Source organism: Tabrizicola sp., from assembly GCF_036781545.1.
In the GTDB taxonomy this organism is placed as follows: domain Bacteria; phylum Pseudomonadota; class Alphaproteobacteria; order Rhodobacterales; family Rhodobacteraceae; genus Tabrizicola.
Genome location: NZ_DAIQAT010000055.1, coordinates 1 through 19,250, shown reverse-complemented (window position 1 = coordinate 19,250; position 19,250 = coordinate 1). Strand labels below are relative to the sequence as shown.

Genomic DNA, 19,250 nt, shown 5'->3' with positions numbered 1-19,250 from the left:
TGGCCGGGAGCCGCGATGGGGCTAATGTAGCAGACCCGAAACACATAAGGTGTTCAGTCCCGGCATCTGGTGGATTGGGTCGAGGATGAATCGATCCGGCTCTGATGTCCAGATTTTGCAGATATATTCGTAGGGTGCCAGGCCGCCGAGCGTCTTCAGCCGGCGTGCGAAGTTGTAGGCTGCGAGTAAGTCCGCGAGGTGGGTCCGCAGCTGATCGTGGCTGTCGTAGTGGAAGCGCTTGACCGTGGCGTCCTTGATTGTCCGGTTCATCCGCTCGACCTGGCCGTTAGTCCAGGGGTGGTTCGGCTTGGTCAGCCGATGTTCGATCCCGTTCGCTTCGCAGATCATGTCGGAGCGCATTGGCCGGGAGTAGATGGTGTTCCTGTTGCATGGCTGCTCTGCGAACTGAATGCCCCTCACCATTGTCTCTCGGACCAATGCCGTTCCAATGGCCCGATCGGTCAAGATGGTGTGGACCTGGTAGGGAACGGCCTCGAGCAAGTGCTGCAGGAACTCCCAGGCGATCTTTCTGTCAGCTGTTGCGACGAATTGCGCGACGGCGAACTTGGACGTCCGGTCTATTCCCACGAAGAGAAAGAGCTTGCCCTCGGCGGTCTGCACCTCGGCAATGTCAATGTGGATCGAGCCTGCGTGTTCGCCACCGGTTCGAGAACCGCTGGCGAGGGCCGATGGGGTAGCGCTTGAACTTCTGACCCTTGGGCTTGTCACCTTCGACATCCGGCAGGCGCGAGATGTCGTGACGCTGCAGGCAGCAATGCAGCGCCGACCGTGTCGGGTGCGGGATCGAGGACTGGAAAGCAAAGAGGCAGTCATCCAGCGGCAGCAGCGTGTGCCTTCGGAAGGCAACGATCATCGCCTCCTCGGTCTCGGACAGAACCGTCGAGCGCGGTTCCCTCGGTCCGGTCTTCACCTCTACCGTCGCACGCTTGCGCCACTTCGCCACCGTTTTGGGGTTGATACCCAGCTCCCGGCTCAGTTGCGCGAGCGAAGCTTGCGATCGCTGTATTGCTGCTCTGACGGGGTGCGTGGTCGTGGCGCTGCCATGACGAACTTGTCCCAAAGTGCTTCCTTCCATTCCCAAGAAAGAATCGCACCATCAAACCGTGGGATCAAACAACTAGCATACTGGTTTCCTCTGACAATGCCCTCGGGGCTCATCCTTAAGCTCGACGGGCAGAGCGACCGGTCATGTCGAGCGGCGGAGCACGCCCTTGCCCCGCCTCGACCCAGTTCGTCTGCCGCCGTATCCTTACTTAGCCATGAACGATAGAGGACAGCGTTCGCAGCGTTCCCGCCATATCATCGCGTTGGAAAACATTGCGCCCGAACATCAGACCCGACGCGCCACTGGCGATGGCCTGATGTGCAAAGGCTGCAAGTGCCGCATCGTCGCTGCCGCTCGCGCCTCCGGCCACGGCGACCGGGGCAAGGCTTTGTGCTGCGACTTTGGCAAAGCCAGCGGGGCCGCACCAGTCGGTCTTCAGGATATCGGCCCCCAGTTCTCCTGCCATGCGGCAGTTCAAGCTGACAATCTCGGGGTCATCGGCGGCGGCAAATCCGCCCTTGGCGGCCATCGCCTCGATCACATGCACAAGGCCAAAGCGGCGGCAATCGCGGGCGACGTCGGCGCAGATCGTGAAGCAGGCGGTTTCTTGCACCGGATCGTTGTTGCAGGTGAACAGATAGGTGATCACCGCCTCGGCGCCCATCTGAACCGCCTCTTCCACCGAAACGACTTGCCGGGTCTGCACATCGGCATAGCCGGTGGGCGTGCCCGTCCGCCACATCGTGGTTTGATCCAGCCGCAGGATGATGGCGGGGCCGCCCTCGAACCGTTTGTGATGGCGGGCAAGCAGACCCGGGCCAACAATGACCGCCTCCACACCCGCGCTGTCCATTGCATCAAGCACGGGGCCGGGGTCGGCAATGCCATGTGCCGGGCCGATCATCATGCCGTGATCCATGGGCAGGCACAGCATCCGCCCCGATGATTTGCGAAAGAGCCGCGCCATCCGGCGGGCCTTGCCAATTGCAGTCATATTCTTCTCCTTTTGATCGGTCCTGGCGGCGTCAGACCAGTTCGAAATTCACTCCGGCCTTGCGGAACTGATCGAGGTTGGCTTGCGGCACATCCCCCGTCAGCAGAACCAGATCGAAGTCGGTGATCTGGGCGACATAGTTCAGAGCTGTGAACTGCAGCTTGGTCGCATCAGCCAGAAGGATGCGCCGCCGCGCGATCTCCATCATCGCCTGCTTGGCGCGCACCACGGTTTCGTCGGGGGTGTACAGCGACAAGCCCTGGATCGTCGTCGTGGACAGGATCGCCACATCGACGTGAAACGAGCGGATCGTCCGTTCGCAGGCATTGCCGAAGTATCCGTTGTAGCCCGCATGATAGCGGCCGCCGGTGGCAATCAGGTCGATGTCGGGGACTGAGCGCAGCCGTTCGAGAATCGGGACGGCATTGGTGATGACCGTCAGCGGCGCCATCTCTTCTATGTAGTCGCAGATGTGATAGGTCGTCGTACTGTCGTCGCAGACGACGGCATTTCCGGGCTCAAGCCGGGCCACCGCCGCCTTTGCCAGCCGGCGTTTCTCCTCGATCTGCTTGCGGCCACGGAAGTTGTAGCTGCTTTCGAACAGAAGCGATTTCTCGGCCGAAACGGCACCGCGCAAGCGGCGCACGAGGCCTTCCTTTTCCAGCTCGGCCAGATCGCGATGGACAGTCATCAGGCTGACGCCCAGTTGTTCTGCCAGATCGCGAATCTGCACCGTGGCGCCGCTCATGAGGATCTGAAGGATTCGCGAGCGGCGACGTTCCGACTTCGAAAGTGGCTCTGCGCCGTCCGAAATGTTGTCTTCCACTGACATCTCCAGGTCCGAATCTAACATTTATCCTGTCATCTAACATTTATAATGATATGTCCAGACAATACTCCGCAACCGCCTCTGGGCGACTGCCTTCGCAAGAAGATCACTCAACTATCGAAAATATCGACATATTTTATCAAGTAATCTTGTCTGCAAGCGCCGCCAAGCGCCGCAATGCAGCAGAAAAAGCTTTCGTTCCAGCTATTAAAAACAAATTTTATGATTAATATAACAAAAATGTTGATCGAAGCGCGGAGCTGTTGTTAAGTGCGGCCATGGGGTGATTGGCTAGGCAGAAACAGCCGAGACCCCGTCAGGGAGGAGAAACGAAATGAAATATCGCAGCGCGCTTCTGGCGTCTGCGGCAGTGGCTTGCATCCTTGGTGCAGCCGAGACTGCCCGCGCCGAAACCACCCTTACGTTCGTCTGGCACGCCGGCACTTGCGCCGACGCGCTGGTCAACATCGCCAAGGACTATCCGGACAAGTCCGTGGCCATCGTGCCGGCTCTGGTGCCCTATGGCCCGGAATGGCACAACAAGATCGCGTCGGAATTCGCGATCAAGGGCGATGCCTTCGACTTTGCCATGTGGGACAGCCAGTCCACCGCCGAATTCGCAGGTGGCGGGCATGTCGTGAAGATGAACGAAATCTTCGACCAGTCGTCCTATCTCAAGGCCGATCTGTTCCCGGCCGCCTCGCTGTCGCGCTATGGCGAATATCCCGACGGTTCGGGCAACTTCTATGGCCTGCCCGCCAACCAGGACGCTTACGGCCTGATGTACCGAAAGGACCTGTTCGAAGATCCCAAGGAGCAAGAGGCCTTCAAGGCCAAGTACGGCCGCGATCTGACGGTGCCCGAGACCTATCAGGAAGCCATGGAAGTGGCGGAGTTCTTCACGCGTCCTGATCAGGGGCTGTATGGCTGGGGACAGATGGGCGGCCGGGACTATGACTTTGCCACCACGGCCTCGAACAGCTTTCTGTGGTCGTTCGGTGGCGAACTCTACAACCCCGAGACCATGGAGGTTCAAGGCTATCTGAACTCGCCCGCGTCGATCGACGGCGTTCAAGCCTATGTCGACATGTTCAAATATGGCCCGCCCGGCTCTGGCAACTGGGGCTTTGACGAGGTGAATGCTTCGTTCCAGCAAGGCCAGTTGGCGATGGCGATGCAATGGTTCTACTTCAACGGTTCGAACGCCGACCCGGCGGTGAACAAATTTGCCGATGGAACGGCATTTGGCATCCTTCCGGGCGCTGTCGGGCGTGACGGCAAGTTCCGCCGCCAGTTCTCGGTCGGCGGGCAAGGCATGGGTATCAACAAATACTCCAAGAAGCTGCCTGAGTTGCAGAAGTTCATGGAGTGGTACTTCCAGCCCGAACAGCAGGCCCGCTACGCCGCCGTCTGCCAGACCGGCCTGAAGGCGGTTCTGGAAAGCCCGGAATGGCAGGGGTTGAACAGCTACAACAAGCAGTTCTCCACCGCCCTTCAATACCTGAACGACTACTGGCACCTGCCGGAATACCCCGTCCTGCTGGACATCCTGCAGGAGGAAGTGTCGAACGCGATCTCCGGCTCGAAGACGGTGGAACAGGCCCTGACCGACGCAGCCAGCCGCCAAGAGCGCATCCTCGAACGGGCGGGCTACAAGATCGACCGCAAGGACAGCGCCCCCGAGGTGCCCGACACGGTGATCTCGCCTGTCGGTCAGGACTCGGTGGTGCTGGTCAACAACTGATCATGGCCGGGGCCGCCCCGACGGCGGCCCCGCCCTTTCCCAGTCCTTCAACCGATCCAGCCGAGAGATTTCATGTCTGAACCGCGCGCGCGCTCGGCCCATCTGGGACGCTGGCTATTGCTGGCCCTGCTGGCGCTGTACACGATCTACAACCTCGGGCCGATCCTCTGGTTGATGCTGTCTTCGCTGAAGGGGCGTGCCGATCTCTTCTCCATGCCGCCCAAGCTGTTCTTCACCCCTGATCTTTCCGGCTATCAAAGCGTCTTCGGTCTGGGTGCGGCGAAAGACACTGCCTCTTCGGTCGGCGTGTTCGATTCGCTAGTGACAAGCGTTCTGGTCTCGACCGTCGGCACGGCGCTGGCCGTCATTCTGGGAACGCTTGCCGGTTATGTCTGCTCGCGTTTTGAATTTCGGGGCAAGGGCGATTTCATGTTCTTTGTGCTGTCCACCCGGATGCTGCCGCCTGTCGCCGTGCTGGTCTTCTATCACATGATGTTCGCGCGGCTTGGACTGGCAGACACACGGCTGGGCCTGATCCTGATCGCAGTCTTCGTCAACGTCGGCCTCGCCACATGGATCATGAAAGGCTTTTTCGACGGGGTACCGAAGGAGGTGGAACAGATCGCCATAGTGAACGGCTATACACGCCTTTATGCCTTCCGCAGGCTGGTCCTGCCGATGGTGAAGGGCGGGATCGCCGCAACGTCAGGCTTCTGCTTCATCTTTGCCTGGAACGAATTTGCCTTCGCCTCGATCCTGACAACCACACAGGCGAAAACTCTGCCGGTCAAGATTTCCACCGCCTCGGGTGCCACGGGCATCGAATGGACTCAGATCTGCGCGGCGGGCGTGGTGTTGGTCATCCCGGTCCTGATCTTCTTCTACCTGATCCGCAAACATCTGCTGATGGGCATGACCTTTGGTGTGCTGGGGAGGCGCTGATGAAACCTGCATTGCAACCTCGGTCGACCGGAACCGGTATGGTCATCGGCTTTCTGACCCCCACGGTTCTTCTCCTGCTGTTCATGGTCGCCTATCCGATCTGTTCGCTGATCTACTACAGCTTCCACGACTTCTCTGCCCTGAACCCGGACAAGGGGATGAACTGGGCCGGGCTGGCGAACTATGAATACCTTCTGTCGGACACCGGTATCTGGCAACGCTTTGTCTTTACGGGAAAGTTCGTGTTCCTCTGCGTGACGATGCAGATGCTGCTGGGGATTTTCGTCGGATATCAGCTTCAAAAGACCTTCCGGGGACGTGACCTTCTGTTCACTGCGCTGATGCTGCCGATGATGCTCTCGCCGGTCGTGGCGGGGTTCCTGTGGCGCTACATGCTGAACTCGGAATGGGGAGTGGTGAACTATCTGATCACAGCCTTCGGCGGGTCCAAGGTCGATTGGCTGGGCCAGGCGGGGCCTGCGCTTTGGGCCGCCGCCGTGGTCGATACCTGGATGTGGACGCCGTTCATCGTCCTGCTGGCAACGGCCGCCTTCCGCGGCATTCCCGACACGATCTACGAGGCCGCCGAGGTTGATGGCGCCAGCCCGGCCTATGTGTTCTTCCGCATCACCCTGCCGATGTCGGCGCCAGTGCTGTTCATCGCGCTAATCCTGCGGCTGATCGACAGCTTCAAGCAATACGACCTGTTCGTGGCGCTGACCGGCGGGGGGCCTGGATCTTCGACCGAGACCGTGTCCTTCGCCGTCGCCAAAACCGCGTTCTCCTACTTTTACACCGGCGAGGCTTCGGCGCTGGCGGTGATCCTTCTGTGCATCATCATGGGGCTTGCGATGATCCTTGTGCGTCACCTTTCCAGCATGGGAGTGCGCGACTGATGGCCCGGATCGAGTTGAAAGACCTGTCCATCAGTTTTGGCGGCTTCACGGCTGTGGACGATGTGAATCTGACCATCAACGACGGAGAGTTCGTCGTCTATCTAGGCCCCTCGGGCTGCGGTAAGACGACGACGCTGCGGGCGATTGCCGGGCTTCAGGGAACCACCTCGGGCGACATTTTGTTCGATGGCAAACGGGTGAATGACCTGAAACCCAGCGAGCGCAACATCGCCATGGTGTTCCAGTTTGTCTCGCTTTACCCGCATCTGTCGATTGCGGAAAACATCGTCTTCCCGCTGAAGGCGCGCGGCGTGGCCAAGGCCGAGATCGCCCGCAAGCTGGACTGGGTGACCGAGATCTTCGCCCTTGGGGACGAGTTGAAACGACGGCCTGATGCCCTGCCGCCAGGCGCGCGGCAAAAGGTGGCACTGGCCCGCGCGGTGATCCGCGAACCGGCGGTGTTGCTGCTGGATGAACCTTTATCCGCGATTGACGAGCAGTTTCGCGAGGAAATGCGCTGGGAGCTTGGGCACCTGCAACGCAAGCTGGGGGTGACGACGATCTATGTCACCCATGACCAGCGCGAGGCGATGTCTCTGGCCGACCGGATCGTTCTGATGAACCAGTCACGCATCGTGCAGGTAGCCGAGCCGGGGCAGTTGTTCTTTCAGCCCGCCAGCGTCTTTGCCGGGCAGTTCATCGGCTCTCCCTCGATGAACCTGATCGACCTTGTTCCCGTGGCAAGTGGATTGCGGCTGGGCGACAGCCCCGTGGTTCTGACCGAGGGCGAGTTGCCGGCCGGTCTGGCCCGGTCGGACCGGCCGCTGCGGCTGGGCGTGCGGCCACGCGATCTGCGGCTGGTCGAGGGGCCGGGGCACCAATTGCCGGTCGAGGATGTTTTCTCGGTCGGGCGAGAGCGGTTCTTCACGTTCCGCATCGGTGGGACGATCCTGCAAGGCACGGATCACCGCAAGGACAGCGCTGATGGCAGCGTGGTTTTCGCGCGCGAGGGGCTGATGTTCTTTGATGCCGAGACTGGATTGCGCGTCAACGGTCTGCGGGTGGCGGCATGAGCGCGATGCTGGAAATCCGTGGCCTGAAAAAGGCCTATCGCGGCAAGCCCGCGCTGAAGGGACTGGACCTCACGGTCGAGAACCATGAAATCCTTGCCTTGCTTGGCCCGACCGGCGCAGGCAAATCCTCGACCATGCTGGCGACGGCCGGGCTGATCGTGCCCGATCAGGGGACGGTGTTCCTGAACGGGCAAGATGTGACCGGGGCAGAAGCCTCCAGCCGCGACGTGTCTATCGTGTTCGAAGGGTTCAACCTTCTGCCGGTGCTGAACGTGCGCGACAACATCGCCTTTGCCCTGCGGTCGCCAAGATATCGCGAGGACGAAGATGAGATCGCCCGCCGCGTGACGCGCACGGCAGATCTACTGCGGATCGGCCATCTGCTGGGTCGCGACACCGGCACCCTTTCGGGTGGCGAAAAGCAGCGCGTGTCGATTGCCCGCGCGCTGGTGCGTCGTCCGGCCCTGTATCTGCTGGATGAACCCCTGTCGGCGCTGGACCTGAAGCTGCGCGAGGGGCTGCGGGCCGAGTTGCGGCAGATTCATCGCGAGCATGGCACAACCATGCTTTATGCGACGCATGATTATCACGGCGCGATTGCGATTGCCGACCGTATTTCCATCGTGAATGACGGGCGGGTGCTGCAAAGCGGGCGGATCGACGAAATCTATGCCCGCCCGGTGGATGCCTTTGTCGGCCGCTTGATCGGCAGCCCGTCGATGGCGTTCTTTGCCGGTGAACTGCTCGACAATGCCGTGCATCTTCCGGGATGGGAGGCGCCGATTGGCCTTGCCGGGTTTGGTGAAATTGCCGGTCGGCCCCGCCTGGTCAGTCTGGGCATCTGGCCCGACGACATCCTGTTGGGGGATGAGGGGACCCGCGGCACGGTCTATGCACTGGACAACCGGGGGTATGAGGCTGCGGTGCAGATCGAGACGCCCGCCGGGTCGTTCCGCAAGGTGCTTGACGACCACCGCGCGCTGCAACAGGGCGATGCGGTGCGGTTCACACTGAAATCCGGCGCTGGGTTTCTGTTCGACGCGGCGACCGGCGCCCTGCTGTCACATCAGGAGGGCAGGGCATGACCACCGCCTATCGTGTTGCCAGCGTGCTGATCGTTCTAGGCTTTGTCATGCTGTGCCAGCCCTTCACACATGGTCTGTTCGTCTGGGGATTTCCGCTGCTGCTTTGTGGCGTGATCCTGTTCATGATCCTGGATCATATCCCCGAACGTGCGCCCACCAAGGAGGACAGCCATGGCTAAACCTGCAAAGAAAATCCTGAACGCCCCGCGTCGTGCCGTGACCGAGATGATCGACGGTCTGGTGCTGGCCAGCGACGGACGCACCCGCCGCCTGTCCGGTCTGGACGCAATCGTGAAAACCGACCTTGCGGATGGCAGACCCGCATTGCTGATCGGTGGCGGATCCGGGCACGAACCGCTGTTCCACGGCTTTGTCGGCGACAATATGGGCGATGGCGCGGCCTGCGGCCAGTTCTTCGCTGCCCCCGCTCCGCATATCATCTACGAAACGGCCAAGGCGGTCCATCGCGGCAAGGGCATCCTGTTCCTTTACGGCAACTACGCCGGGGACAACATGAACTTCGATATTGCCGCCGAGATGCTGGTGGATGAGGGCATCGACGTGCGCACCGTGCGCGTGGCCGATGATGTGTCCGCCGCCCCGCCCGAGCGCAGCCATGACCGGCGCGGCATCGCTGGCGACCTGCTGATGATCCGTATTGCCGGGGCAGCCGCTGCCACCATGGACAGCCTCGACGAAGTCGAGCGCGTAACCCGCAAGGCGGGCGGCTGGGTCCGGTCAATCGGCGTCGCAATCTCGGCTGGCTCCATCCCCGAGACCGGAAAACCGACCTTCGAACTTGCCGATGACGAGATCGAAGTGGGCATGGGCGCTCATGGCGAAGCCGGAACCGTGCGCCAGAAACTCGTTCCGGCAGATGAACTGGCCGACCAGATGATCGGGCGCATCCTTGACGACCTGCCTTTCTCGGCCGGTGACGAGGTGGCACTGCTGATCAACAACCTTGGCGCGACAACCATGATGGAGATGCTGGTCGTCAACCGCCGTATCCGCGAGGTTCTGGGCGAGCGCGACATCCATGTGCATCGGACGGATGTCGGCACCTGGCTGACGGTGCAGGAAATGGCCGGGTTCTCGATCACACTGATGAAACTGGATGACGAGTTGAAGCGTCTGCTCGACATGCCTTGCAGGTCGGTCGGTTTCTCGAATTGGGAGGGCAAATAATGCCGGAAAACCTGGACAAAGCCGGTGCAGCCGCGATGCTGCGCGGCGTCGCGCGGGCAGTGATCGACAAGATGGACGTCCTTACCGACGCTGATCTCGCCACCGGCGACGGCGATCACGGCATCGGCATGCGCCGCGGATTTGAGGCAGCCCTCGCGGCGCTTGAGACCGAACCGTCAAGCATAGACGCCGCATTCCGGGCGACTGGCATGGCCATCATGGCCAATACCGGAGGTGCCGCCGGTGCGGTATTCGGGACAGTGTTCACCGCAGGCGCAAAGGCATTTGCCGGGCAAGACGTGATCACCGCCGACAGCTTTCGCCAGTTTCTGGCTGATGCCCAGGCTGCTGTGGCCAAGCGCGGGGGCGTCGTCGAAGGGCAGAAGACCATGCTTGATGCGCTGGCCCACGCCGCCCGCTCGGCTGCGGACGAGGCAACCTTGATAACCGCCACCGCACAGGCCGCCGAAGGCGCGCAGCGCGGGGTCGACGCAACAAAGGATATGATTGCCACCACCGGCAAGGCCCGCAGCCTGGGCGAACGCAGTCTGGGCCACCCGGACCCCGGCGCGATTTCGGTGGCGATCATCATGGCAGCGATACGGGATCATGTGGCGGCCTGAGTGGCCGCAGGAGGATGAAAATGGCGGATCTTGACGACATCAAGGATGGCAAGGACTGGGGGCAGGATCGCCCCGCCGACACCAGCCGGTTCTATTTGAAAGGGGCCGCGCACCATGACTGGGGCATGAAGGCGCGGATGGCACAGATATTCCGGCCCGAAACCGGGCGCACGCTGATGCTGGCCTTCGACCACGGTTATTTTCAGGGTCCGACCACGGGTTTGGAACGGATCGACCTGACGATTGCGCCGCTGGCCCCCTATACTGATGTGCTGATGTGCACCCGTGGCGCGCTTCGCGCCTGTATCGCACCCGAGGTGAAGAAGCCGGTGGTCCTGCGTTGCTCTGCGGGCAATTCGATCCTGACCGAATTGTCGAACGAGCTGGTGGGTGTTGAGATTGACGACGCGATCCGGCTGGGGGCCAGTGCGATGGCGGCGCAGATCTACATCGGTGCCGAGTACGAACACAAATCCATCGCCAATGTGGTCAAGCTGATCGACACAGGCACGCGCTATGGCATTCCCACGATGGCCGTGACCGGCGTTGGCAAGGACATGATCCGCGACGCCCGCTATTTCGGGCTGGCGACCCGGATCGCCGCCGAGATCGGAGCGCAGTTCGTCAAATCCTACTATGTCGATGAGGGCTTCGAAAAGATCACCCTCGGGTGCCCGGTTCCGATCGTCATTGCCGGCGGCAAGAAGCTTCCCGAGCGTGAGGCGCTGGAAATGGCTTACCGCGCGATTGATCAAGGTGCGGCGGGCGTGGACATGGGGCGCAACGTGTTCCAGTCCACCGATCCCCAGGCGATGCTGAAAGCGCTGGAAGCTGTGGTTCACCACGGCGCGACAGGCGAGGTGGGACATCAGGTGTTCCTCGATCTGGAACGGCGCCAGGCCGCCTGACAGGCAGAGACCAAAGACAGACGCGGTTTGGCCCCCTCCGGGGGCCAGGCCACGGGGGCGGTCTATTTGCAAGGGAGGAAGCAATGCGCAACCTGTGGAATGAAGCGGATGCCGCCAGTGCGCAGGATGGGCTCGCCTTGCGGGCCTATTCCTCGCGCCTGATCGGTCGCGATCCGGCCCTGGTTCTGCACGGCGGCGGCAACACCTCGTACAAAGGCATCGTGGTCGACCTCTTCGGCCAAGAACAGTCGGTCATCTGGGTCAAAGCCTCGGGCTTTGATCTGGGTCGGATGGGGGTCGAGGGCTTTACCGCCCTTGCCCTGCCCGACCTCTTGCGGCTGGCCGAACTGGAGAGCCTGTCAGATACGGATATGGTGTCCGAAATGAAGCGCGCGCGGCTGGACCCCGCCGCTGCCGCTGCCTCGATCGAGGCCATCGTCCACGCACTGTTTCCCTTCCCCTTTGTCGACCACTCGCATGCCGATGCGGTTCTGACGCTGTCGAACGGCGGCGGGCGGGCCGTCTTGACGGGGGTCTACGGGGATCGTGTCCTGATATTGCCCTATGTCAAACCGGGCTTTGACCTTGCGCGGCAGATCCGGGCGGCGCTGAATTCACCGGGACTGGCAGGCTATGACGCCATCATTCTCGAGCATCACGGGGTATTCACCTGGGGGCAGACGGCCCGCGCATCCTATGACCGGATGGTCGAGATCTGCGGCATGGCCGAAAGCTGGATCGACGCGAACCTGCCCCCCCTTGCTGAGGTGCCGCCGCCAGATACCGCGCCCACCGATGTGGCCTTCCTGCGCGCCCAAGCCTCGGCGCTGGCCGGGCGGGCTGTTCTGTCCCTGCCTGCCGGTGCGGTGCCGGTGGACGAGATTTCCGGTCTGGCGGAGCGCTCGCGCCACGGCACACTGACGCCGGAGCATGTCATTCACAACAAGCCTTTCCCGGCCATCCCCGACCGGGATCTGACCCTGACGGGATTTGCCGACGCCTACCGCGCCTACGTCGTACGCGCCGCCGATCCTGGCCTTGTGCCACTTGCGCCCTATCCGCATTGGGCGATCCTGCCGGATGGTTCCGTGCGGACCTTTGCCCCGACGCTGGCCCGCGCGCGCGTTTCGGCGGATGTCGCCACGGCCAATCTGCGCGCGCTGCGGCATGCCGCGGCCTTGGGTGGCTGGCAGGGCCTTACCGAACCTGACCTGCGGGCCCTGGAATACTGGGAACTGGAGCAGGCCAAGCTGAAAGCTCAAGGAGCACTGCCGCGGCTTGCGGGCAAGGTCGCCGTGGTCAGCGGCGCCGCAGCGGGTATCGGGCGGGCCTGCGCCGAAGCGCTGCGTGACCGCGGGGCCGTCGTGGTGGGTCTCGATATCGACGCCAGCCTATGCGACCACATGAATCTTCCGGGATATGAGGGGCTGACGGTCGATATGACTCGCGAGGCAGCCGTCAGCGCCGCCCTGGCGCGGGTGGTAAGCTCATATGGCGGGCTGGACATCCTGGTATCGAACGTCGGCATCTTCCGAACCGGCGCTCCGATCGATCAGCTGACCGACGATATCTGGGACATGACGCTGGCCGTCAACCTGTCGTCGCACCGGAAGCTTCTGAAGCAGGCTGTCCCCTATCTGAGACACGGCGTCGACCCGGCGGTGGTCTTTATCGGATCACGCAACGTCGCCGCGCCCGGCCCCGGTGCAGCAGCCTATTCGGTTTCCAAGGCGGGACTGACCCAGCTGATGCGGGTTGCAGCCCTTGAGTTGGCCGCGACTGGGATCACGGTCAACACCATCCATCCCGACGCGGTCTTCGACACGCGTCTCTGGACCGAGGAAGCCTTGCAGACATCGGCTCAGCGGTATGGCCTCACCGTCGATGAGTACAAAACCCGCAATCTGATGGGGGCCGAGGTCCGGTCGTCAGATGTTGCGCGGGCGGTCGTGGCATTCTGCGACGGAACCTTTGCCCGTACGACGGGAGCGCAAATTCCGGTGGACGGGGGGAACGACCGGGTGATTTGAGCGGTGTTTGGGAGTGAGTTCGCACTCTCTTTACAAGAGGATGAAGCTCTTCGCGGACCCTGCCCCCAAGGCACCTAGCATGGACCACAAAGCGGAGAGGCCTTCCTGCCACCGATGTCGTGGATGTGTGACCTCGAAAAGCCCCTGCATCCTCCCTCGCCAGCCGGGCATCGCTGGCCTAACCCCGGAGGCTTGCCTCCCACTCCCGACGCAAAATGGCATATTGCATGGTGTTCTCGTAGATCGGCTGGCCGGCCTCGTCGTCTCCGAAGGTCACATATTCGACGAACACGCCCTCCTTTCGCATTCCAAGCTTTTCGCAGAGACGCTCGGAAGAGGAATTGTGGTCTTCGACATAGGCATAGAGGCGACGGATACGCGGTTGGCCGAAAAGATGTGCAAACAGCGCCTGCGCCGCCTCATATGCATAGCCCCGGCCCGCAAAGGCCGGGTTGAAGTTCCAGCCAACGGAAACCGAATCCCAGCCGGGAACGTCTTCCCTTTCGGAATGCGCGAACAGGTCGCCGATCAGCATATCGCCATCCTTCAGGCAAACGGCGATCTGGCCGTCATCTCCGCTCCGCTTTGCCACATCGGCCTGGGCCGCCTCCATGTTGGGAAGAGCTTCATCAAAGAAGCACGCGGCGACAGGCTTATGCATATACTCGAACAGCGCCTGGGCGTCACCGGGCCCAAAGTTGCGCAGGACAAGTCGTTCGGTCTGGATGGTCCTCATCTGGCGGGCTTTCTTGAGGTGGTGTCTGGTCAATCCTGATTTCCGGGGCCTGATCCAGGATAGCCGGTGTGCGGGAGGACCGCGACACCGTCCGGTGCACTTTCAGCATCTCATATGTGGTCTTTTGCACCTAATGCGCGCAGGCTACGAAGAGTGTAGGGCACGCCAATAGACAGGTTTAGCCGACCTGTTTCCCCGTCTAGGAGAGGTCGGCCCATAGCCGCCGGTCGACCTCGAACTATGCTGTGCGGCGGCGTTCCCGGAAGCGGCCGTTCGGCGTGTGACGCAGAAATTCACCCGTCACGAGGTCGGCGTTCCCAGTCTTAAACTCGTCACCGGGAAACCGGCCAAACTTGTACTCTCTCGGGCAAACGGCGGTTAGTTGTCGGCCACCCACGCCTGAAATTCAACCGTGTTGACCTGCGTTCGAAAATGCCGCGTATGATCTGGTTTGCCATGACGGAAACGTAGCTGCAAACTGTGGTGCCGCGCAAGGTAGTGTGTGCGGCATTTTGTGCGTCAAAATGTGCGGCAATATCGCGGAGTCGGGCAAAACGATTTACAAATTATCCAGTTATTACAGTCACTTAACGGATAGAATATGTGGAATTTTGGCGGACAGTGAGGGATTCGAACCCTCGAGACGGTTCCCCGCCTACACACTTTCCAGGCGTGCGCCTTCGACCACTCGGCCAACTGTCCGTCGGGGGCTGATACCCCGGCTTTGCCGGGCTGTTCAAGGGGATATCTGCCCCCTGCCCCGAAATCGCTGTGCTCAGGTCAATCGCTGCGCTCAGCCCAGCATGATCGCTGCGCTCAGGCCAGCGTGATCGTCACCCGGCGGTTCTGGCGACCCTTGTTCTCGATCCGGCCGATCTCGACCCGGCCGATCTCGCCCGTCTGGCGGACATGGGTGCCGCCGCAGGGTTGCAGGTCGACCAGCGTCTCGCCGTCGGTGATCCGCACCAGCCGCACCCTGCCCTGCCCCGTCGGCGGGCGGACGGACATCGTCTTCACCAGGCCTGGATTGGCCAGAAGCTCCGCGTCGGTGATCCAGTCGTCGCTGACTGTCAGGTCGCGCGCGATCAGGCTGTTCAGCGCCTCTTCCAGCGCGGCGACATCGCCGGGGGGCTCGGGCATGTCGAAGTCGAGCCGCCCCTTGTCCGCGCCGATCTGGCCGCCCGTCACCGGCAGCGGGATCACCACCGACAGAAGATGCAGCGCGGTATGCACCCGCATGTGGCGGTGGCGGCGGGTCCAGTCGACCAGCTGCCGCGCCGGGGCGCCGACCGGGGGCATGGCGACCGGCTCGGCGGGAACCAGCGCGATGCCGTCCCCGACCTTCAGCGCCGTAGCGATCGGCACCCGCGCGGCGCCCCAGTCCAGCACCCCGCTGTCGCCGGGCTGGCCACCACCGGTGGCATAGAAGACCGAGCGGTCGACCAGGATGCCGCCCTCCGGGGTGTGGCCGGTGATCCGGCAATCGGCGGCAGTCTGGTAGGCATCCGCGCGGAACAGCAGTTCGGTCATCGTTCGGCCCCCTTCACATCGCTTGCCGGCCCGGGAGACGCGGGCTTCCGCCCGGCCGACGTCGCCTTGACATCCTGCCCCAAGTCCTTCTGCGCCAAGTCCTTTTCGACCAGACCCGCCAGCGCCAGCACTGCATCGGCCGCCCTCATCGGGTCCGGCGCGGCGGGGGGCGCGGGCGGCGGGACGATGGGGATACCCTCCTCGGCAAGCCGCTGCTGGATGCGGTGGTTCATGTCGCTGCGCACCTGTACCCCGAAATTCACGTCGCGCAGGATCACCCGGATCTCGAAGTTCAGCTGGGTCGCGGTATAGCCCATGAAGGCCACCATCGGCGGCGGGTTCAGCACCGCCAGCGGCTGCTCCTCGGCGATCTCGCGCAAAAGCTTCTCCACCTTCCGACTGTCCGACCCCAGCGCCACCGCGACCGGCACGATGATCCGCCCCGACAGGTTGAACCGGGTCCAGTTCGTCACCCGGCCGGTGATCAGGTCGGCGTTCGGCACGATCACGTCGTTGCGGTCGAAGGTCTCGATCCGGGTTGAGCGGACCGAGATCGCCCGCACCTTGCCCTGCACGCCGCCGACCTCGATCCAGTCGCCCTCGCTGACCGGGCGCTCGACCAGGAGGATGATCCCCGAAACGAAGTTCGACACGATGGTCTGAAGACCGAAACCGATCCCGACCGACAGCGCCCCTGCGACGATGGCAAGCCCCGACAGGTCGATCCCGGCGGCGTTGATCGCGATCAGCGCGGCCAGGAAGATGCCGACATAGCCGATCCCCGCCACCAGCGCGGTCTGCCCGCCCTGATCCATCCGCGTCTTCGGCAGGATCGTCGTGCGCAATGCGCCCTGGAAGAGCCGCGTCAGCATGTAGCCGATCACGAAAATCGCGGCGAAGATCATGAAATTGCTGGGAGAGATCGTCGTGCCGCCCAGCGAGAAGCCTTCGGTGAACCGCGTCCACAGCTCGGTCAGGTCGGAAAACCGCGCACCCCAGATCAGCGCCAGAACGGGCAGCGAGGCGATGGACAGCACGAACCCCGCCAGGACCGGCACCAGCGCATCGCGCCCGGAAATGTCCTGCCTGGTGATCAGCATCCAGGCATCGCCGATCAGCCGTTGCAGGATGAAGAGAAAGGCCACCAGCGCAGAGGACAGCATCGCGGGATAGATCACCGCCTCGGCGGCCTGGACATAGCCGAAGCCCGCCAGCACCGGGCCGAGGGCGCCCAGCACGCTCAAGCCTTGCGCCAGAAGCTGGATCAGCCGCAGCGCGTAGCTCGCCCCCTTGTCGTCGGCCTCGCGCGCCTTGCGCAGGGTCCGGCCCAGCCGCATCAGCACCAGGCCCCCGGTCAGAAGGATCGGGAAGGACATGACCGCGGTCGTGGCATCGGAATAGGCCTGCGCATCCATCGCCGCGGCGCGCAAAAGGTTGGCGGCGATCACCAGCCCCATCATCACCGACAGGAAGCGCCCCTCGGCCCGGCGTTCCGGCGGCAGGGGCAGGACCGCGCCCTCGCCCTGTATCCGCGGAAAGACCCGCGCGCCCAGCCAAGCAGCGGCGAAGACCACGAAGCCCGCGAAGGGCAAGGCCATCGCGATGCGGCTGCCCACCTCGCCCAGCATTCCGCTGGCCAGAAGCGCCCAGGACAGCGCAATCACCCCGAGCGTCGGCAGGATGATCCCGCCCAGCGAGGCGACCAGCGCCCAGAAGTGCCGTCCCCGGACCGAGGCCCCCTGCTGGAGTTTTTCCGTGAACCGCTCGATCCAGCGCCGGACATAGACCACCAGCGCCACGGCAATGATCACCAGTACGACGATCAGGGGCATGTTGTCGAACAGCTCGCCCCGCGCCTTCGGATTCTCCCAGGCCTCGGCGGTCTCGTCCCAGAGCCTTTGCACCGTATCGGCAAAGCCGATCGCCGCCTCGGGCCAGTTGCCGGGGTTCAGGGGCGAGGGCCAGAGCTGCAAGAGCCGGTCGGCCTGGCGTTCGCGCAAGGTGCGGTCGATCTCGTTGATCAGCCCGTCCGCCCGTCGGTAGGCCTCCTCCGCCGCGATGCCAGGGGCCTGCAGCCTGACCAGCTGGCTTGCCAGTTCCTGCCGCCGGGCAGAAATCTCGTCGGCCTCGGTCTCGCCCGCCGCCGGTGCCGGGCCAAGCGCGTCGATCTGCTGGCGCAGCGTCGCGATCCGCGCCGAATTGGCGCTTTGCGCGCCTTGCAGCGCCGCCCGCCACTTCGCCAGCTGCGCGCGGATTTCCTCCATCCGTTCGGTCGTGGTGGCGCGGGCCTCGATCTCGGCTTCCGCCCGCTCGGCCATGCGCTCCCACAGCGCATAGTCAAGCTCCGCCCCTTCGGCGGCCGGCTCTGCCGCCGTCGGCGCAGTCTCTCCGGCCTTGTCCTGCGCCGCGACCGGCACCGCGGCCAGCGCCAGCACCAGTCCCAGCCAGAGGAGAAGCCGCCTCATGCGTCTTCGTAGACCGTGGGGATCGCCCTGCCCGCCCGGTCCAGCCAATCGGGAACCGGCAGGCCCTTCTCGCGCAGGAAGGTCGGGTTATAGATCTTGGACTGGTAGCGGCTGCCATAGTCGCAAAGCACGGTGACGATGGTCTTGCCCGGCCCCAAGTCGCGCGCCATGCGGATCGCACCCGCGATGTTGATGCCGGTCGAGCCGCCCATGCAGAGGCCCTCCTCGGTCAGCAGATCGAAGATGATCGGCAGCGCCTCGGCGTCGGGGATGCGGTAGCTGAAATCGGGCGTGAAGCCTTCCAGGTTCGCCGTGATCCGCCCCTGCCCGATGCCTTCGGTGATCGAGGTGCCGGGGCTTTCCAGCTTGCCCGTGGTGTAGAAGGAATACAGCGCCGCGCCTTCGGGGTCGGCCAGGCCGATCTTCACGCCCTTGGGCTGCAGCGCCATGCCGACACCGGCCAGCGTGCCCCCCGACCCCACCGCGCAGATGAAGCCGTCGACCTTGCCGCCGGTCTCTTCCCAGATTTCCGGTCCCGTCGTCTCGATATGCGCCTGGCGGTTCGCCACGTTGTCGAACTGGTTCGCCCAGATCGCGCCGTTGGGCTCCGTCTTGGCCAGCGCCTCGGCCAGGCGGCCCGAGTAGCGGACATAGTTGTTCGGGTTGCGATAGGGCGCGGCCGGAACCTGCACCAGCTCGGCCCCCGCCAGCCGCAGCATGTCCTTCTTCTCCTGGCTCTGGGTTTCGGGGATCACGATCACCGTGCGGAAGCCCATGCTCGCGCCCACCAGCGCCAGCCCGATCCCGGTATTGCCCGCCGTGCCTTCCACGATGGTCCCACCCGGCTTCAACAGCCCCTTCGCCACCGCATCCTTGATGATATACAGCGCCGCCCGGTCCTTGACCGACTGGCCGGGGTTCATGAACTCGGCCTTGCCGAGGATGGTGCAGCCGGTCATTTCCGAGGCTTTCTTCAGCCTCAGCAGCGGCGTGTTCCCGATCGTGTCGGCCAGATCCTGATGAATGCGCATGGGGGCGGTCCTTCCTTGGTCCCCAGAAGGTGTATGTGCGTCGCACGGCAAACTCAAGCCGCGAGGGACAGACCCGCCGGGGGCGGCAGAGGATCGCCTTGCAGCCGACG

General features: G+C 63.2%; 16 protein-coding genes, 1 tRNA gene and 1 pseudogene. 10 read left to right on the top strand and 8 right to left on the bottom strand.

The annotated features are described in order from the left end of the window. Positions 1-21: 21 nt before the first annotated feature. From V7Q39_RS10550 to V7Q39_RS10540, 3 genes and pseudogenes are all read right to left on the bottom strand, one after another. Positions 22-1,081: pseudogene (locus V7Q39_RS10550) on the bottom strand (integrase core domain-containing protein). A 193-nt stretch (positions 1,082-1,274) separates the two neighbouring features. Then, positions 1,275-2,060 carry a class I fructose-bisphosphate aldolase gene (locus V7Q39_RS10545; protein WP_333816525.1) on the bottom strand — a complete coding sequence of 262 codons (786 nt, stop codon included), beginning with the start codon at positions 2,058-2,060 and terminating at the stop codon, positions 1,275-1,277. Positions 2,061-2,091: 31 nt separating this feature from the next. Beyond that, positions 2,092-2,892, bottom strand: a complete 801-nt coding sequence (locus tag V7Q39_RS10540) for a DeoR/GlpR family DNA-binding transcription regulator (protein WP_333816524.1) — start codon at positions 2,890-2,892, stop codon at positions 2,092-2,094. Positions 2,893-3,223: 331 nt separating this feature from the next. Between V7Q39_RS10540 and V7Q39_RS10535 the strand changes: the two genes are divergently transcribed. The 10 genes from V7Q39_RS10535 to V7Q39_RS10490 all read left to right on the top strand — a co-directional run bounded on the left by V7Q39_RS10535 (position 3,224) and on the right by V7Q39_RS10490 (position 13,378). After that, on the top strand, positions 3,224-4,633 hold the full coding sequence (locus V7Q39_RS10535; RefSeq protein ID WP_333816523.1) for an ABC transporter substrate-binding protein: 1,410 nt from the start codon (positions 3,224-3,226) through the stop codon (positions 4,631-4,633). 72 nt (positions 4,634-4,705) lie between these two features. Further along, a complete protein-coding gene (locus tag V7Q39_RS10530; protein WP_333816521.1) occupies positions 4,706-5,575 on the top strand; it encodes a carbohydrate ABC transporter permease in 870 nt (289 codons plus the stop codon). After that, positions 5,575-6,471: a carbohydrate ABC transporter permease gene (locus tag V7Q39_RS10525; protein ID WP_333816520.1), complete on the top strand. Its 897-nt coding sequence runs from the start codon at positions 5,575-5,577 to the stop codon at positions 6,469-6,471. Before V7Q39_RS10530 ends, V7Q39_RS10525 begins: the two co-directional genes overlap by 1 nt. Beyond that, positions 6,471-7,544: an ABC transporter ATP-binding protein gene (locus V7Q39_RS10520; RefSeq protein ID WP_333816519.1), complete on the top strand. Its 1,074-nt coding sequence runs from the start codon at positions 6,471-6,473 to the stop codon at positions 7,542-7,544. Before V7Q39_RS10525 ends, V7Q39_RS10520 begins: the two co-directional genes overlap by 1 nt. Continuing rightward, a complete protein-coding gene (locus tag V7Q39_RS10515; RefSeq protein WP_333816518.1) occupies positions 7,541-8,629 on the top strand; it encodes an ABC transporter ATP-binding protein in 1,089 nt (362 codons plus the stop codon). The genes V7Q39_RS10520 and V7Q39_RS10515 overlap by 4 nt, the downstream gene beginning before the upstream one ends. Continuing rightward, the gene (locus tag V7Q39_RS10510; RefSeq protein ID WP_333816517.1) at positions 8,626-8,808 is read left to right on the top strand and encodes a hypothetical protein; all 183 of its coding nucleotides are present in this window, start codon (positions 8,626-8,628) and stop codon (positions 8,806-8,808) included. The genes V7Q39_RS10515 and V7Q39_RS10510 overlap by 4 nt, the downstream gene beginning before the upstream one ends. After that, positions 8,801-9,817 carry a dihydroxyacetone kinase subunit DhaK gene (locus V7Q39_RS10505; RefSeq protein WP_333816516.1) on the top strand — a complete coding sequence of 339 codons (1,017 nt, stop codon included), beginning with the start codon at positions 8,801-8,803 and terminating at the stop codon, positions 9,815-9,817. Before V7Q39_RS10510 ends, V7Q39_RS10505 begins: the two co-directional genes overlap by 8 nt. After that, on the top strand, positions 9,817-10,440 hold the full coding sequence (gene dhaL / locus V7Q39_RS10500; RefSeq protein ID WP_333816515.1) for a dihydroxyacetone kinase subunit DhaL: 624 nt from the start codon (positions 9,817-9,819) through the stop codon (positions 10,438-10,440). The genes V7Q39_RS10505 and dhaL overlap by 1 nt, the downstream gene beginning before the upstream one ends. A 20-nt stretch (positions 10,441-10,460) precedes the next feature. Further along, positions 10,461-11,348 (top strand): 3-hydroxy-5-phosphonooxypentane-2,4-dione thiolase, encoded by an 888-nt coding sequence (lsrF, locus tag V7Q39_RS10495; RefSeq protein WP_333816514.1) that lies wholly within the window; start codon positions 10,461-10,463, stop codon positions 11,346-11,348. Between the two features lie 83 nt (positions 11,349-11,431). Further along, the gene (locus V7Q39_RS10490; RefSeq protein WP_333816513.1) at positions 11,432-13,378 is read left to right on the top strand and encodes an SDR family oxidoreductase; all 1,947 of its coding nucleotides are present in this window, start codon (positions 11,432-11,434) and stop codon (positions 13,376-13,378) included. A gap of 178 nt (positions 13,379-13,556) precedes the next feature. On the opposite strand, the gene V7Q39_RS10485 is transcribed toward V7Q39_RS10490, so the two are convergent. The 5 genes from V7Q39_RS10485 to V7Q39_RS10465 all read right to left on the bottom strand — a co-directional run bounded on the left by V7Q39_RS10485 (position 13,557) and on the right by V7Q39_RS10465 (position 19,140). Then, positions 13,557-14,114: a GNAT family N-acetyltransferase gene (locus V7Q39_RS10485; RefSeq protein ID WP_333816512.1), complete on the bottom strand. Its 558-nt coding sequence runs from the start codon at positions 14,112-14,114 to the stop codon at positions 13,557-13,559. A gap of 612 nt (positions 14,115-14,726) precedes the next feature. Next, a tRNA-Ser gene (locus V7Q39_RS10480) sits at positions 14,727-14,816 on the bottom strand. Between the two features lie 114 nt (positions 14,817-14,930). Then, a complete protein-coding gene (locus V7Q39_RS10475) occupies positions 14,931-15,644 on the bottom strand; it encodes an alanyl-tRNA editing protein (RefSeq protein ID WP_333816511.1) in 714 nt (237 codons plus the stop codon). Then, complete coding sequence (locus V7Q39_RS10470; protein ID WP_333816510.1) at positions 15,641-18,109, bottom strand: DUF3772 domain-containing protein; 2,469 nt, start codon at positions 18,107-18,109, stop codon at positions 15,641-15,643. Before V7Q39_RS10470 ends, V7Q39_RS10475 begins: the two co-directional genes overlap by 4 nt. Then, entirely contained in the window at positions 18,106-19,140 is a 1,035-nt protein-coding gene (locus V7Q39_RS10465; protein ID WP_333816509.1) for a cysteine synthase A, read from the bottom strand. The genes V7Q39_RS10470 and V7Q39_RS10465 overlap by 4 nt, the downstream gene beginning before the upstream one ends. Positions 19,141-19,250: the final 110 nt, after the last annotated feature.